General features: G+C 63.0%; 17 protein-coding genes. 6 read left to right on the plus strand and 11 right to left on the minus strand.

Annotated features, from left to right (window positions below):
- The first annotated feature begins 164 nt into the window (after window positions 1-164).
- Complete coding sequence (locus JJB74_RS22965; protein ID WP_200595814.1) at window positions 165-791, plus strand: trimeric intracellular cation channel family protein; 627 nt, start codon at window positions 165-167, stop codon at window positions 789-791.
- An 11-nt stretch (window positions 792-802) separates the two neighbouring features.
- Here JJB74_RS22965 and JJB74_RS22970 read toward each other — a convergent pair whose 3' ends face one another.
- The 7 genes from JJB74_RS22970 to JJB74_RS23000 all read right to left on the minus strand — a co-directional run bounded on the left by JJB74_RS22970 (window position 803) and on the right by JJB74_RS23000 (window position 7,018).
- Window positions 803-2,914 carry a sodium-translocating pyrophosphatase gene (locus tag JJB74_RS22970; RefSeq protein ID WP_200595815.1) on the minus strand — a complete coding sequence of 704 codons (2,112 nt, stop codon included), beginning with the start codon at window positions 2,912-2,914 and terminating at the stop codon, window positions 803-805.
- Between the two features lie 185 nt (window positions 2,915-3,099).
- A complete protein-coding gene (gene adk / locus JJB74_RS22975) occupies window positions 3,100-3,756 on the minus strand; it encodes an adenylate kinase (protein WP_200595817.1) in 657 nt (218 codons plus the stop codon).
- 158 nt (window positions 3,757-3,914) lie between these two features.
- Window positions 3,915-4,673 (minus strand): 3-deoxy-manno-octulosonate cytidylyltransferase, encoded by a 759-nt coding sequence (gene kdsB, locus JJB74_RS22980; RefSeq protein WP_200595818.1) that lies wholly within the window; start codon window positions 4,671-4,673, stop codon window positions 3,915-3,917.
- A 9-nt stretch (window positions 4,674-4,682) separates the two neighbouring features.
- Window positions 4,683-4,889 carry a Trm112 family protein gene (locus tag JJB74_RS22985; RefSeq protein WP_200595820.1) on the minus strand — a complete coding sequence of 69 codons (207 nt, stop codon included), beginning with the start codon at window positions 4,887-4,889 and terminating at the stop codon, window positions 4,683-4,685.
- Window positions 4,870-5,949, minus strand: coding sequence for a tetraacyldisaccharide 4'-kinase (gene lpxK / locus JJB74_RS22990; RefSeq protein ID WP_407672408.1), 1,080 nt, complete (start codon window positions 5,947-5,949; stop codon window positions 4,870-4,872). Before lpxK ends, JJB74_RS22985 begins: the two co-directional genes overlap by 20 nt.
- Before the next feature lie 8 nt (window positions 5,950-5,957).
- Entirely contained in the window at window positions 5,958-6,395 is a 438-nt protein-coding gene (locus tag JJB74_RS22995; protein ID WP_200595822.1) for an ExbD/TolR family protein, read from the minus strand.
- Window positions 6,396-6,412: 17 nt separating this feature from the next.
- The gene (locus tag JJB74_RS23000; protein WP_200595824.1) at window positions 6,413-7,018 is read right to left on the minus strand and encodes a MotA/TolQ/ExbB proton channel family protein; all 606 of its coding nucleotides are present in this window, start codon (window positions 7,016-7,018) and stop codon (window positions 6,413-6,415) included.
- Between the two features lie 318 nt (window positions 7,019-7,336).
- Here JJB74_RS23000 and xseA point away from each other — a divergent pair, with 318 nt between their 5' ends.
- Together xseA and JJB74_RS23010 are read left to right on the plus strand one after the other, a co-directional pair.
- Window positions 7,337-8,698 carry an exodeoxyribonuclease VII large subunit gene (gene xseA, locus JJB74_RS23005; RefSeq protein WP_200595826.1) on the plus strand — a complete coding sequence of 454 codons (1,362 nt, stop codon included), beginning with the start codon at window positions 7,337-7,339 and terminating at the stop codon, window positions 8,696-8,698.
- Between the two features lie 115 nt (window positions 8,699-8,813).
- A complete protein-coding gene (locus JJB74_RS23010) occupies window positions 8,814-9,392 on the plus strand; it encodes a superoxide dismutase (RefSeq protein WP_200595828.1) in 579 nt (192 codons plus the stop codon).
- 61 nt (window positions 9,393-9,453) lie between these two features.
- Here the strand turns inward: JJB74_RS23010 and JJB74_RS23015 are convergent, their stop codons facing one another.
- Window positions 9,454-10,440: a LysR family transcriptional regulator gene (locus JJB74_RS23015; RefSeq protein ID WP_200595830.1), complete on the minus strand. Its 987-nt coding sequence runs from the start codon at window positions 10,438-10,440 to the stop codon at window positions 9,454-9,456.
- 147 nt (window positions 10,441-10,587) lie between these two features.
- Between JJB74_RS23015 and JJB74_RS23020 the strand changes: the two genes are divergently transcribed.
- Together JJB74_RS23020 and JJB74_RS23025 are read left to right on the plus strand one after the other, a co-directional pair.
- Window positions 10,588-11,187 (plus strand): FMN-dependent NADH-azoreductase, encoded by a 600-nt coding sequence (locus JJB74_RS23020; RefSeq protein WP_200595832.1) that lies wholly within the window; start codon window positions 10,588-10,590, stop codon window positions 11,185-11,187.
- Window positions 11,188-11,282: 95 nt separating this feature from the next.
- Window positions 11,283-11,762 carry a SixA phosphatase family protein gene (locus tag JJB74_RS23025; RefSeq protein WP_200595834.1) on the plus strand — a complete coding sequence of 160 codons (480 nt, stop codon included), beginning with the start codon at window positions 11,283-11,285 and terminating at the stop codon, window positions 11,760-11,762.
- 21 nt (window positions 11,763-11,783) lie between these two features.
- On the opposite strand, the gene JJB74_RS23030 is transcribed toward JJB74_RS23025, so the two are convergent.
- Window positions 11,784-12,830, minus strand: coding sequence for a type II asparaginase (locus JJB74_RS23030; protein ID WP_200595953.1), 1,047 nt, complete (start codon window positions 12,828-12,830; stop codon window positions 11,784-11,786).
- Between the two features lie 267 nt (window positions 12,831-13,097).
- On the opposite strand from JJB74_RS23030, the gene JJB74_RS33985 reads away from it, so the two are divergent.
- On the plus strand, window positions 13,098-13,664 hold the full coding sequence (locus tag JJB74_RS33985; protein WP_200595836.1) for a glycine zipper 2TM domain-containing protein: 567 nt from the start codon (window positions 13,098-13,100) through the stop codon (window positions 13,662-13,664).
- A gap of 30 nt (window positions 13,665-13,694) precedes the next feature.
- On the opposite strand, the gene JJB74_RS23040 is transcribed toward JJB74_RS33985, so the two are convergent.
- Together JJB74_RS23040 and egtB are read right to left on the minus strand one after the other, a co-directional pair.
- Window positions 13,695-14,048 carry an aminoacyl-tRNA synthetase gene (locus JJB74_RS23040; protein ID WP_200595839.1) on the minus strand — a complete coding sequence of 118 codons (354 nt, stop codon included), beginning with the start codon at window positions 14,046-14,048 and terminating at the stop codon, window positions 13,695-13,697.
- Window positions 14,049-14,189: 141 nt separating this feature from the next.
- Window positions 14,190-15,437: an ergothioneine biosynthesis protein EgtB gene (gene egtB, locus JJB74_RS23045; RefSeq protein WP_200595841.1), complete on the minus strand. Its 1,248-nt coding sequence runs from the start codon at window positions 15,435-15,437 to the stop codon at window positions 14,190-14,192.
- Window positions 15,438-15,452 lie beyond the last annotated feature (15 nt).

Consider the following 15,452-nt stretch of genomic DNA (forward strand, 5'->3'; position numbering starts at 1 on the left):
TCGTTCGATTTACGTTTACGTCAACCAGCCGCGATTGTAGCGATTTTTTTGCGCGCTCAATTCAGCACGCTCATACGCCCACGCCGCGGGCGCCTATAATGCCGGCCCAAACTTTTTTGGCTTTACGTCCACTCAACGAACAACTTCCCCAACCGGCCAAACGCATGCACCTGCCCCTGAATCTGAACACCCTGCTGGAAATCATCGAAGTCTTCGGCATCCTGGCTTTCGCCTGCTCGGGCTTCATCGAGGCGCACCGCCGGGAAATGGACATGGTCGGCACTTTCACCGTCGGCTTCATCACAGCCTTCGGCGGCGGCACACTGCGTGACCTGCTATTGGACCGCCGGCCGCTGTTCTGGGTGGAGCGCCAGGACTATGTGATCCTGATCTTCGTGCTGGCATTGGCATTGACGCCGGTGATGCGGCACCTGAGTTCACGACTGTCGGAAAAGGTGATTGTCTTCGCCGATGCGCTGGGGCTCGGCCTGTTCAGCGTGCTGGGCACCTCCATCGCGCAGGAGGCGCACATGCCGCTGTTCGTCGCCGTGATGATGGGTGTCATCACCGGCATCTTCGGCGGCGTGCTGCGCGATGTGCTGTGCAACGAGATCCCGCTGGTACTTAAACGCGGCCACCTGTATGCCACCTGTGCCTTCTTCGGCTGCTGGGTCTTTCTGGGCCTGGACCGATTGGGCCTGCCGGACAGCATTACGCTGCCCGCCGGCATCGCCGTCACGTTCGTGATGCGGATGCTGGCGGTGCGCTTCAATCTGCGTCTTCCGGGCTGAGACTTTCCGATCTAACGATGTGGCGCGGACGCGTTCATCGCCGTAGTCGGCGCCTTATGTACGGCGGACGACTCCATCACTGTCACTGGCAACAGCGGAACGATCAGCAACGCGACGATATTGATGATCTTGATCAGCGGGTTGACCGCCGGCCCGGCGGTGTCCTTGTACGGGTCGCCAACGGTATCTCCAGTCACCGCCGCCTTGTGCGCATCCGACCCTTTGCCGCCGTAATGGCCGTCCTCGATGTATTTCTTTGCGTTGTCCCAGGCGCCGCCGCCTGTGGTCATCGAGATTGCGACGAAGATGCCAGTGACGATCGCGCCCATCAGCAAGCCGCCAAGCGCGGCCGGTCCGAGCAGCAGGCCGACCAGGATGGGCACGATCACCGGCAACAGCGAGGGCAGCACCATTTCCTTGATCGCCGCCGTGGTCAGCATGTCGACGGCGCGATCGTATTCCGGCCGGCCGCTGCCATCCATGATGCCGGCGATGTCGTGAAACTGCCGCCTCACCTCGACAACCACCGCACCGGCGGCGCGACCAACCGCTTCCATGGCCATGGCGCCGAACAGATACGGAATCAGCCCGCCGATGAACAAGCCGATGATGACCATCGGATCCGAAAGGTCGAACGCGATCTGCATGCCGACGCTGTCCAGCGCATGGGTGTAATCGGCGAACAGCACCAGCGCCGCCAGCCCGGCCGACCCGATCGCATAGCCCTTGGTCACCGCCTTCGTGGTGTTGCCGACCGCATCGAGCGGGTCAGTCACCGCGCGCACTGATTCTGGCATGCCGGACATTTCGGCGATGCCGCCGGCGTTGTCGGTCACCGGACCGTAGGCATCGAGCGCCACGATGATGCCGGCCATCGACAGCATCGCCGTCGCCGCCACCGCAATGCCATACAGTCCGCCAAGCCAGTAGGAAACGAAGATCGCCACGCATACCGCCAGCACCGGGTACGCGGTCGACTTCATCGATACGCCCAGGCCGGCGATGATGTTGGTGCCATGGCCGGTGGTCGAGGCCTTTGCCACATGCTGCACCGGCTTGTAATCGGTGCCGGTGTAGTACTCGGTGATGTAGACCATCAGCCCGGTCAGTACGATGCCAACGACGGATGAAGCGAACATCCTTGCCCGGTATTCGGGCGGCATGATCATCCAGGTGACGATGGCAAAGCCGACCAGTGACAACACCGCCGACCACCAGAGTCCGACATACAGCGCCGACATGATCTTCTTGCCCTGGCGATATTTGACGCGCGAACAGCCGACGATCGAAGCCAGGATCGACACGCCGCCGAGCAGCAGCGGATAAAGCGCCGCCTCGGTTTCGAAGCCGGTGAGGGTCAGCGTGCCGAGCAGCATGGTGGCGATCAAGGTGACGACATAGGTCTCGAACAGATCGGCTGCCATGCCGGCACAGTCGCCGACGTTATCGCCAACGTTATCGGCGATCACCGCCGGATTGCGCGGATCGTCTTCGGGAATGCCGGCTTCGACCTTGCCGACCAGGTCCGCGCCGACATCCGCACCCTTGGTGAAAATGCCGCCGCCGAGCCGGGCAAAGATGGAGATGAGCGATGCACCAAACGCCAAGCCGACCAGCGGCTTGATCACATCATGCTGCGACACCGTGATACCCAGTCCATGCGGCGCACTGCTGACCAGCACGAAATAAAACACCGACACGCCGATCAGGCCAAGACCGACGACCAGCATGCCGGTAATCGCACCGCTGCGAAAAGCCACATGCAGACCGGCGTCGATACCCTTGCTGGCGGCCTGCGCGGTGCGCACATTCGCGCGCACCGACACATTCATGCCGATGAAGCCGCAGGCGCCCGACAGCAGCGCGCCGACCAGGAAACCGATTGCCGTGGCCAGGCCAAGACCGGGAACGAAAGCAATCAACAGAAAGAGGATGACGCCGACGATGCCGATGGTGCGGTACTGCCGTGCGAGATAGGCAGCGGCGCCCTGCTGTATCGCGCCCGAGATTTCCTGCATTCGGGCGTTGCCCGGATCCTGACGCAATACCCAGTTTCGGGACACCAGGCCGTAAGCCACCGCAATGAGACCGCATGCGACCGCAAACCATAGAGCTGCTGTCATGTCGACTCCTCCTTGTTATGCCACGAGAAAGCTGCAATGAAAAAACGCTGCCAGGACCTAACGACAAACGCGTGTCGATAAACTGAAGCTGCCCTTATTCATTCGAAGCGCCTGGGCTGGCTGGATGACAACATGCAGGCCAGAAACGACAAGGCGGACATTCGTCCGCCTTGTTTTCTTCTTACTTACTGTTCCAGAGCCGCGAAGGCGCGGTCCCGGATTTCCTCGACCGGGCCGACGCCGGCAATTCTGCGGTAGCGCGGCGCGCCGGGCGCGCCGGACTTCGCCCACTTATCGTAGTAGCCGACCAGGACTTCGGTTTGATCGTGGTAGACCTTCAGGCGCTTGCGCACCGTCTCTTCATGGTCATCGTCGCGCTGGATCAGCGGCTCGCCGGTGGCATCGTCGACGCCTTCGGACTTCGGCGGATTGAACTTCACGTGATAGGTGCGGCCGGATGCCGGATGCACGCGGCGACCGCTCATGCGCTCGATGATTTCGCTGTCCGGCACGTCGATCTCCAGCACATAGTCGATCGCCACGCCGGCTTCCTTCATGGCGTCGGCCTGCGGAATCGTGCGCGGGAAACCGTCGAACAGATAGCCGCGTGCGCAATCCGGCTCTTTCAGGCGGTCCTTCACCAGGCCGATGATGATGTCGTCCGACACCAGGCCGCCGGCATCCATGACCTTCTTTGCTTCCAGACCCAGCGGCGTTCCCGCTTTCACTGCTGCGCGCAGCATGTCGCCGGTGGAAATTTGTGGAATGTTGTACTTCTCTTTGATGAAACCCGCCTGCGTGCCCTTGCCGGCACCAGGCGCTCCCAAGAGGATGAGGCGCATGAGACTGTCCTAGATGAGTTTTGTTTTGAAATTTGTCGCGGTGGCTGTTGACCGATCGGGACGCGAGGCCCGCCGTGCCTGATTGTTTTTATCAGCTAAACATTGCGTGAAACTTACCACAGAATGTCAACAGTACGGCACTTTCCCTTGTGCGTTTGCTACGAGTCATGACCAAAGTGTCGGCGCACCCGATCGAGGTCTTCCGGCGTATCGACGCCGGCCGATGGCGCGTGTTCGGTCTGATGCACGGCAATCGGGTAACCATGCCAAAGCACTCTTAGCTGTTCAAGCGCTTCGATTCGCTCCAGCGGCGAGGCCGCCAGGGTCGGATACGCCTGCAGAAACGCCTGGGAAAACGCATACAGGCCGATATGGCGCAGCGGCGCCGGACCCGGCGGCAAGGCATCCCTGGTCTGCGCGTAGGCATCCCGGTTCCATGGAATCGGCGCGCGCGAGAAATACATCGCCCGACCAACCTTATCCAGTACCACTTTCACCACATTCGGGTCGAACAGATCGGCGACATCGTGAATCGGATGCGCCGCGGTGGCCGTCGTCACACCCGGCGCGATCAGCGCCGCCGTCGCGGCAATCAGATTCGGGTCGATCAGCGGTTCGTCACCCTGCACATTGACGACGACCGCGTCGTCCGGCAATCCGAGCGCCGCGGCAACTTCAGCAATGCGATCGGTGCCTGAAAGATGGTCGGCGCGCGTCATGCGCGCATCGATGCCATGCATGCGGCAGGCGGCGAGAATGTCCGGATGATCGGTGGCAACCAGTACGTGCTCGGCGCCCGAGCTTGCCGCGCGCTCGGCCACGCGCACGACCATCGGCTTGCCGGCAATGTCAGCCAGTGGCTTGTTCGGCAAACGGGTGGACGCCAGTCGGGCAGGGATGATGACGGAAAAGCGCATCGGTGCGGCTCAGTCGCGCGCAGCGTCGGGTTCTGCGGGAAGGACCGTGGCCGCGTTCAGGTCGCGCGCTTCGTCGGGCCACATGATCGGAATGCCGTCGCGGATCGGGTAAGCGAGCTTGTCGGGCTGGCAGATCAACTCCTGGGCTTTCTTGTCGTAGTCGAGCGCGCGCTTGCAAATCGGGCAAACCAGGATGTCAATCAGTCGGGAATCCACGTAATTTCTCCACTAGGTATTTGGCCAGTGCGGCATCGATGGCGGCCTCCACCGGCACATACCACAGCCTTTCGTCCTGCCTCGCCGTCTCGGCGAGGCGACATTTTACTGCATCCTTCTCCGTGATCAGAATGACATCGGCATCGCATGCAGCGAAGGGATCATCGGCAAAATCATGATGATCCGGCAGAGGCAGTCGCTCGAAGCGCAGGCCGAAGCCTTCGAGCATGCGGAAAAAGCGCTCGGGATTGCCGATGCCGGCCGCGGCGAGCAGGCGGCGCGGCGGCGCGGCGGCCAGGTCCGCAAGACGCAGGCGCTGCGCGGGATCGCATAGCCGCACCGCGATGTCGCCGCGCAAATCCATGCGGACCGACCCCGCCGGCACTCCCGGCGCGGTTGAGGCGCCGTTGATCACCGTGACATCGCGACGGCGCGACACGGGTTCGCGCAAGGGGCCAGCTGGCAGCATCCAGCCATTGCCAGCGCCGCGGCCGTCGAACAGCATGATTTCCACGTCGCGCGCCAGCGCATAGTGCTGCAGGCCGTCGTCCAGCAGCAGCACATCGATTTCGGGATGGGATTGGAGCAGCAGATGCGCGGCGGCGGCGCGGTCGCGTCCCACGGCCATCGGACATTGCGCGCGCTCGGCGATCAGCACCGGTTCGTCGCCGACTTCGGCCGGCGTCGATGCCGCCGTCACCAGCCGTGGCGTCGCGGTGTTAGCGCCATAACCACGGGAAACCACGGCTGGTGAACGGCCTGCTTCCCGCAGACGCTGCACCAGCCAGATCGTCAGCGGCGTCTTGCCGGTGCCGCCGACGAAGATGTTGCCGACCACTACTACCGGCACCGGCAGCCGTTCCGACTTCAGCCATCCCGCGCGATACAGCAGGCGCCGCAACCGCACCAGCGCGCCGAAAAGTTTGGACAGCGGCAACAGCAGCCAGGCCGCCGGGCCGCGTGTCTGCCAGATCCGTTCCAGCGCAAGTTGCAGCCTGGATGGCCCGGAGGACCGCGATGGCGAGCCGGTCCGTGCGCCGGCAGGTGCGCGCTGCTCCAACGGAAGCGCTATTTGCCGCCGCTCGACTTGGCGGCGAAGGTCAGCTGCGGCAGACCAGCGATGCGCGCCGCTTCGAGGATATTGATGACGGTCTGGTGCGTGGCCAGCGCATCGGCATTGACAATCAGCACCGGATCGACCTTGCCCTGCCCGGCGGTTGCGGCTGCCGCCTTGCGCAGATCCTCGGCCAGACCAGCGACGTCGCGGAACGGCACCTGGGTGTTATTGATGGCATAACGGCCCTGCGCATCCACCGTGACGTAAATCTCGGGCGGGTGCTGCACGGCCTTTTCCGCATCCGCGGTCGGCAGCGTGACCTGCAGCGCGGTGTAGCGGTTGTAGGTGGTGGTGATCATGAGGAAGATCAGGATCACCAGCAGCACGTCGATGAACGGAATCAGGTTGATTTCCGGGTCCTCGCGACCCTTGCCTCTGCGGAAATTCATGCGCGATGCTCCTCGACCTACTTGCGGCCGTCGTGCACGGTATCGACGAACTTCACCGCCTGCTGTTCCATCTCGACGACGAAACTGTCCACCAGCGCCCGGAAATGCCGGTAGAACACCAAGGTCGGCATCGCAATCGCCAGGCCAAATCCGGTGTTGTACAGCGCCACCGAAATGCCGTGCGCCAGCTGGGCGGGATTCGAGCCGCTCGCGTCCTGGACGCCAAAGATTTCGATCATGCCGACGACGGTGCCGAACAGGCCCATCAGCGGCGCCAAGCTGGCGATGGTGCCCAACGTGGTCAGAAAACGTTCGAGTTCATGCGCGGCGCCGCGACCGGCTTCCTCGATCGATTCCTTCATCACGTCGCGCGGCGCGTTGACATTGCGCAGTCCCGCGGCCAAAACCCGGCCCAGCGGTGAATTCTGCGCCAGCTTGTCGATCACATCGCGGTTGACCTTGCCGCTTTGCTGTACGCGCAGCACTTCCTGCAGCAGGTTCGGCGGAAGGATGCGATTGCGGCGCAGGTACAATGTGCGCTCGACGATGAGGGTAAGTGCGATCAGCGAAGCGATGAGCAGGAACCAGATCGGCCAACCGGCGGCCTGAAAAATGGCAAACAAAAAAGACTCCTTGGTGGGATGGGGAAAGGCAGGATGCAGAATGTAGCGTCTCAGCGCGCCCCGGGCAAGCTCGACAGCCATTGTTGTCAGGAAATAAACACCGATACCGAGTTCTTCACAGCGCCTGTGGACAACATTGTGAACAAGCGCTTGGCATACGCAAAAAGTGCTTGATTTCAAATGGTTTTTTTCCTCTGCTCATGAAAAGCGCAAAGACACAAATCGTTTTAAATCAAACACTTACGAGAAAATCTGGATTTTTCCCATGATTCATGTAACGAAATGTTTTGCAGCCCGTGACTGTGGAAAGGTGCGCGGATGATGGAGCAGCGTCAGGCCGCCTCCCTCGAAACCGCCCCGGCGGTACTGCCTGTTTCCGCGCTCAACACCGCGGTGGCGCGCCTGCTGGAGCGCAGTTTCCCGCTCGCATGGGTATCCGGCGAAATCTCGAATTTCACCCGCGCCGCCTCCGGCCACTGGTATTTCACGTTGAAGGATGATGCGGCCCAGGTGCGCGCCGTAATGTTTCGTGGCCGCGCGCAATATGCCGGATTCACGCCGCGCGACGGCGATCGGGTCGAAGTGCGTGCACTGGTCACGCTGTACGCGGCACGCGGTGATTATCAGCTCAACGTCGAATCGATTCGCCGCAGCGGCACCGGCAGCCTGTACGAAGCCTTCCTGGAACTGAAAGCGCGGCTCGGCGCGGAAGGCCTGTTCGACCAGGAGCGGAAACGGCAGCTACCCGAATTCCCGCGCACCATCGGCATCGTCACCAGCCCGCAGGCGGCGGCGCTGCGCGATGTGCTGACCACGCTCAAGCGCCGTGCGCCGCATGTGCGGATCATTCTGTATCCAACACCGGTTCAGGGCGATGCCGCCGTACCGAAGATCGCCCAGGCGATTGCCACCGCCTCGCTGCGCGCCGAATGCGATGTGCTGCTGGTCTGCCGTGGCGGCGGCAGCATGGAAGACTTGTGGTGCTTCAACCATGAAGCGGTGGCGCGTGCGATCGCCGGTTGCACGATGCCGGTGATTTCCGGCGTCGGCCATGAAACCGATTTCACGATCGCCGATTTCGCTGCCGACCTGCGCGCGCCGACGCCGACCGCCGCGGCGGAAATGGCGGTCACACCGCGCGCGGACTGGCTCGGCCGCCTGGAAATGCATGCCGACGATTTGCAGCGCGCCTGGCGCCGTCGCTACGCGAACGCAGCGCAGACCCTGGACTGGCTGGCGCGGCGGCTGCAGAGCCCGGCGCAGCGGCTGGAGCGCGAGCGCCTGAAGCTGGGCGCAATGCAGCTGCGGCTGGCACATGCGACGCGCACGCCGCTGAATCTGTCGCGGCTGGCGATTGCACAGCTGGAAACGCGCCTGCGCGCGCAGTTGCCGGACATCGACGGGCAGCGCGAGCGGGTATCGCATCAGGCGCATCGCCTGCACAGCGGCATGTCCTGCCACCTGCGCGACCGCCGCGCCGCGCTTGCCACACTGGCGGCGCAACTGGAATTGCTGAATCCGCAGCGCACCCTGGAACGCGGCTATGCGATGGTGATCGACGCCAGGGGACGCACGGTGCGCGCACCCGGCAGCCTGCATGCGCGCGAGAGCATCACCCTGCACCTGGCCGAAGGCAGCGTCGAAGCGACGCTGGCGGCGGTGCAGCCCCGTCTGGATTGAAACACTATCCTTTCGGAAACCGCGTTTGCCGGGGCAAGATGCGTGCAAGGCTTATCCGCTTTACAATGCTGCCTCGGCAAATTTACGTTCAACACTGACAACCAAAGGACACATCATGGAACACACTCTGCCACCCCTGCCCTATGCAATGGATGCGCTGCAGCCGCACATGTCCAAGGAGACGCTGGAATACCACTACGGCAAGCATCACCAGGCCTACGTGACCAATCTGAACAACCTGATCAAGGGCACCGAGTATGAAAACATGGGCCTGGAAGACATCATCAAGAAGTCGTCCGGCGGCGTGTTCAATAACTCCGCCCAGGTGTGGAACCATACCTTTTTCTGGAACTGCCTGAAGCCGCAAGGCGGCGGCGCGCCGACCGGTGCGGTGGCCGATGCGATCAACAAGAAATGGGGTTCCTTCGACAAGTTCAAGGAAGAATTCAACAAGTCCGGCGCCACCAACTTCGGCTCCGGCTGGACCTGGCTGGTGAAGAAGGCCGACGGCTCGGTTGACATCGTCAACACCTCCAACGCCGGCACCCCGCTGACCAGTAACGACAAGCCGCTCATGACCTGCGACGTGTGGGAGCATGCTTACTACATCGACTACCGTAACGCCCGTCCGAAATTCCTCGAGAATTTCTGGAACCTGGTCAACTGGGATTTCGTGAACCAGAACCTGGCGTAAAGCTCACCGAGCTGACGCATCCGACGCCGACCGGCAGCAATGCCGGTCGGCGTTTTCCTTTTCAGGCTTGCCCGGGCTGCGCCTTCGCATTGTTCGCATCGTTGCCAATCTGGCGAAGCGTGTGATCCACCAGCGCCTGCTGCTCGCGGCAGCTCGGACCCGAGAATTCCTCGGCCAGGGCATCCAGGAACACCCGCGTGCGGCGCGGCATCAGGCGCCTTCCCGGAAACACCGCCCAGGCGATATGCGACGGTGCCGTCCAGTCCGGCAACACCCGCTGCAGGCGGCCATCCTCCAGAAAGGCTTGCGCGAAGTGATCTTCCACCATCGCGATGCCGGCATCGGCGCAGGCCAGGCGCAGCAGCACTTCCGGCGAATTGATCGTCGCGCGTCCGGGCAGCACCGCTTCCCAGCGCTCGGCGCCGCGGCTCAGCAGCCAGGGCACGGGTTCGCCATGGCGTCCCAGGAGGCGCAGGATGTCATGCCCGAGCAGATCCTGCGGCGACTGCGGCATGCCGCGTCGGCGCAGATACGCGGGCGACGCCACCAGTCCGTTGGAAAACACTGCGAGCCGGCGTGCTGCCAGGCTGGCATCGTCGGGCAGATGGCCCATGCGGATCGCGACATCGAAGTTCTCGCCGATGAGGTCGACGCGGCGCGGTGACAAATCGATTTCCACCGTGATGGCCGGATAGCGCGCCATGAAACGCGCCAGCACCGGTCCGAACATCAGATTCGCCAGATCGTTCGGCATCGATACCCGCAGCCGCCCGCTGGGCTCGGCCTGGCGTTGCTGCGCCAGCATTGCCGCAGCATCGACTTCAGCAATGACCTGCCGCGCATGCTCGAGCATGTCAGCGCCGAAATCGGTGACCGACAGTTTGCGCGTGGTGCGCAACAGCAGCCGCTCGCCAAGCTCGGCTTCCAGCAGCGCAATGCGGCGCGACACCGTGGACTTCGGCAATCCCATGCGCAGCGCCGCCGCGCTGAAGCTGCCTGATTCCGCCACCCTGGCGAAGAGGATCAGATCATTCGGTTCGATGCTCATTATTGGCGCTCCGTTGGCGATGAACGTTTGACGATGCAAGCGCATTGTCTCACCAACAGGACAATGTTGTTCATTTTGATGCCTTTCAGGATCTTCTGGCGGCCTCTATTATCCAATCACACCACCTCCTTCAAAGGGCAAGAGACCATGAACATCCTGCAAATCAACTCCAGCGCCCGTGCGGGCAACTCGCATTCCACTCGCCTGGCCAATGCCATCGTCGAAAAACTGCGCGCCGCGCACCCCAATGCCGGCTTTGCGCTGCGCGACCTCGGCGCCCAACCGCATCCGGAACTGGATGAAAACACGCTGGGCGCCCTGTTTACGCCTGCTGACAAGCGCACTCCGGAACAACAGGCCCGTGTCGCCCTGGACGATGCGCTGATCGCCGAAGTGCAGGCCGCCGACGTTCTGGTGATTGGCGTGCCGATGTACAACTTCGGTGTGCCGGCGCAACTGAAGCACTGGATCGATGCGATCGCCCGCGCCAACGTGACATTCCGCTACACCGCGAACGGCCCGGAAGGCTTGCTCAAAGGCAAGAAGGTGTATTTTGCAATGACGCGCGGCGGTGTTTACCGTGACACGCCGGCCGATATCCAGACGCAATATCTGAAAACCTTCTTCGGCTTCCTCGGCATGACCGACGTGGAATTCATCTATGCCGAAGGCCTGGCCATGGGTCCGGATGCCGAGCGCCAGGGCCTGGATGCCGCCTTCGCGCAGATCGAAACCGCTGTCGCCTGATCCGGCGCAAGCCGCGTCGCGGCCCGGCGCCGCGGCTTGCGGTGCGACTCCTAAGATGGGAACACCGCATCACCTATCCTTCCGGGAGACGCGCGATGGAACTCATACTCTGGCGCCACGCCGAAGCCGTGCCCGGCACACCCGACGCCGATCGCCCTCTGACCGAAGCGGGAAAACGCCAGGCCGCCGCCATGGCTGCTTGGCTGCGGCCGCGGCTGCCGGCGGGCATACGCATCCTGGTCAGCCCTGCCACCCGCGCCCGGCAAACCGCCGACGCGCTGGGGCAGCCCTATGAATTGTGCGACGCGATCACCAAGGAGCAACCGGCGACCGAACTGATGAACGCCGCCGATTGGCCATCGAATCCGCGCCACGTAATGCTGGTCGGCCACCAGCCAGCCTTTGGTGAACTGGTGGCGATGATACTCGGCACTTCGGTCGGCAAATGGGACATGGCCAAGGGCGGCATCTGGTGGTTCAGCGACCGCCAGGAAACCGAGAAGACCGAGGTTTTCGTCAAGGCGGTGCTGGGGCCGGAAATGCTGTTGCAAGACGGGGAAGCCGCAACGAAATAGCTGCAGATCCCGGCCGCACTCTCAGTAGTCGTAGAACATGCGCTGGATCTCGCGGGTATCCGTGGTTCTGGTCAGCGCCAGCATCAGCAGGATGCGCGCCTTCTGCGGATTCAGCGTATCCGACACCACGAAATCGAGTTCATCGTCATTCGCTTCGCCATTGCGGGCGACGATGCCCTGCCCCACTCTTGAAGACCGCACGACGACGATGCCGCGCCGGCGCGCTTCCGACAGCGCCGGGCGCACCGCCGCAGCCAGGCTGCCGTCGCCGGGGCCGGCATACACCAGTCCCTGATCACCCGAAGCAGCATAGGCATCGATCGCGACCCGGTTCGCATTCGCATGGCCGTACACCACGTCCACCGCCGGCAGCTTCGTCAGCGCGGACACGTCGAATTCACTCTCGGCCGTATGCCGGCGCGTCGAGGCGCGGTAAAAATGCGGCCGGTTGTCCTGCATGTAGCCCAGCAAGCCGAGCTCCGGCGCCTTGAAGGTGTCCAGCGTCGAGGTGTTGGTTTTCGTGACCTCGCGCGCGCCGTTGATCTGGTCGTTGAGCATCACCAGCACGCCCTTGCCGACCGCTTCGCGGCTTCCGGCCAGAATGACGGCGTTGTACAGATTGATCGGCCCGTCGGCGCTGATCGCCGTCGACGGCCGCATCGCGCCGACGATCACCACCGGCTTGCGGCTCTTCACTACCAGGTTCAGGAAGTACGCGGTTTCCTCGATGGTGTCGGTGCCGTGGGTAATCACGATGCCATCCACGTCCGGCTGCGCCAGCAGCGTGTTGATGCGCTTGGCCAGCGCCAGCCAGTGTTCGTTGCCCATGCTTTCACTGGCGATCTGGAACACCTGCTCGCCGCTGACATTGGCCACCTTCTTGAGTTCGGGCACGGCGGCAATCAGTGCATCGACGCCAACCTTCGCGGCCGTGTAGCCGACGGTCGTCGTCGATGTCGCGCCGGTGCCGGCGATGGTGCCGCCGGTGGCGAGGATGCGCACGTTCGGCAGCTTCGCCGACGCATTCGGCACATCGGCGGCGCAGGCCGACAGCAGCAGTAGCTGCATCAATACGAGAAACAGGGTTTGCAGTCGAGCCAGCTTCATGGGATCTCCTATCGAATGGGAAAACCCGGATCATGCATGCCGCGACGAGGTCGCAGCAAGCGCCCGCGCATGGCGTCAAGTGGGGAAGTCGCCAGCCGATGGCTTAGGCGCCTGTTACAAGCGTTCACAGTTGATACAGGCTTTGGTCTAGAAGGAGACCGCCTCCATTCGCTAAGGTAGCGCCATGCCGATCAGCGGCAGAACATCACAACGACAAGGAAAGAGATCATGCAAACCACCCAGTCCACCAATCGTATTCACCCGCTTGTCGCCGGCGCAGCCGCATCGGTGATGCTGGTCAGCTTGGTGGGCGTGGCCGCGCTCACCGGCCTGCTGCCGAATTCCCGCAGTGCCAATGCGCCGACGGCGCAGGCAGCACCGGTAGCGCAAGTCGCCAGCGCCGCGCCCGCGACGACGGTTGCCGCGCCGCAGAAGCTCGTTGCCGACAGCGATGGTGAAGCGCCGGCCAAGGTTGCCCCGGTCAAGCATGCGGCGCCAAAGACCGTCCCGCACCGTACCGTGGCACGCGCCGAGCCGAACTACCGCGCGCCGAACTATGCACAGACCGCGTATCAGAATCCCTCGTATGCGCAGCAGCCTGCCTATACCCAGCCAGCGCCGCAACCCGCACCGGCACGGCAGGCAAGCCCGGTCGGCATCGCAGCGGGCGCGGTGCTCGGCGGCGTGCTCGGCAACCAAGTTGGCGGAGGCAACGGACGTACGCTGGCGACGGTTGCCGGTGCAGTGGGTGGTGGTTTCCTTGGCAATGAAGTCGGCAAGCGTTACGGCTACTGAGCCGATTTGCATGAATGACCGAAGCCGCCGTCAATGCGGCGCCTTCGGATGCTCCAGATAAAAAATCACCGCCTTCACCACCGCATACATCAGCGCATGCTGCAGGTCCGGATGGTCACAGACATGCACCGACACCGGCCCGGCATGCACGCAATGCGCATGGGCCGCGCCCGGTTCGCGGTCGAAGCGGATCGGGATTTCATGCTGGACGATCAGCGGCGCGCATGCGGCCCAGTCGCGCGTCCATTTCGGCATTGCCGTCGTGCCGTCCCAGAGCGTGCCGGCATCCTCGTAAAACTCTTCCACGTTGTGGCCGAGCAGATGGGCCAGGTGCCGCTCCCTGGCCACGCAGCTGCGGAAATATTCCTGGTCGCTCATGCGCATGAGATTGCTCCTCCCGAAATCTTCCGATGACGGCGGATGCGCGCCATCTTCCTCATTCTAGGAAAGCGACTTGCGGGAAAGCTTGCGCGAAGCCGAGGACTATGGATTTTCTGCACCGATTGCGGGCACAGCGCCTGTCGGCTAACAGGACCTGGCCAGCCGGATGCCGCTGAACTGCCAGCGTGCCGAGGAGGGAAAGAAGTTGCGATAGCTCGCGCGCGCATGCCCGGCCGGCGTGGCGCAGGACGATCCGCGCAGCACGTACTGATTGCACATGAACTTGCCGTTGTATTCGCCGATCGCACCCGCCGCTGGCGCGAAGCCGGGATACGGTGCATAGCTGCTCGAAGTCCATTGCCAGCAATCACCGAAGAGCTGCGTGATGCCGGAACCGCTGGTGGCGTTCGGATGCAGGCCGCGTGGCACATCATCCGCCATGTTCAATGAGCGCGCCGCATGCTCCCATTCCGCCTCGGTCGGCAGCCGCGCATCGGCCCAGCGTGCATAGGCGTCGGCCTCGAAGTAGGACAAGTGCGTGACCGGCCGCGCCGCATCCAGCGGCTGCAGGCCGTGCAGCGTAAATTCGCTCCAGCCTTCCTCCCCCTGCCGCCAGTACAGCGGATGCTGCAAACCGTTCACGCCGACCCAATCCCAGCCTTCGGACAGCCACAGGGCCGCATCGCGGTAGCCACCGTCTTCGATGAAGGCGAGATAGTCGCCATTGGCAACCAGGCGCGACGCCAGCGCGAACGGCTCGACGAATTGCCGGTGGCGCGGACTTTCATTGTCAAAAGCGAAGCCGCCGCCATCGTGCCCGATCTCGACGATGCCGCCTTCGAAAGCCAGCCATTCCAGCGGTGGCAGCTGGCGCGCATGCGGCAGCGCCTCATCCCGGTATGCCGGCAGCAACGGATTCATGGCCAACAGGTGCTTCACATCCGTCAGCAGCAATTCCTGGTGCTGCTGTTCATGCTGCAGACCGAGTCTGATCAGCGCACCAATCTCGGCACCACTATCACGCTCCAGCAGCGCGGCAATGCGCTCGTCCACCGCATGCCGATAGGCCAGCACTTCATCGAACGACGGCCGCGTAATCAGGCCGCGCTGCGCGCGCACATGCTTGTCGCCGATGCCGTTGTAATACGAGTTGAACAGCATGCGGAACGCGGGATGGTGCGGCCGGAAGTCTGGTTCATGACGCTCGAGGATGAAGGTTTCGAAGAACCAGCTCGTATGCGCGAGATGCCATTTCACCGGGCTTGCGTCCGGCATCGATTGGGCGCAGCAATCCTCTTCCGACAAGGGCTCGGCCAGGCCGACCGAGCGCCGCCGCACCGCGTAAAAATCATCGAGCAGTCGCGTGCCCACCCGTTCGATCAACTCCGCCATTGCCAACTCCTTCGA

The organism is Noviherbaspirillum pedocola (assembly GCF_016632335.1).
Taxonomy (GTDB): Bacteria; Pseudomonadota; Gammaproteobacteria; order Burkholderiales; family Burkholderiaceae_D; genus Noviherbaspirillum_A; species Noviherbaspirillum_A pedocola.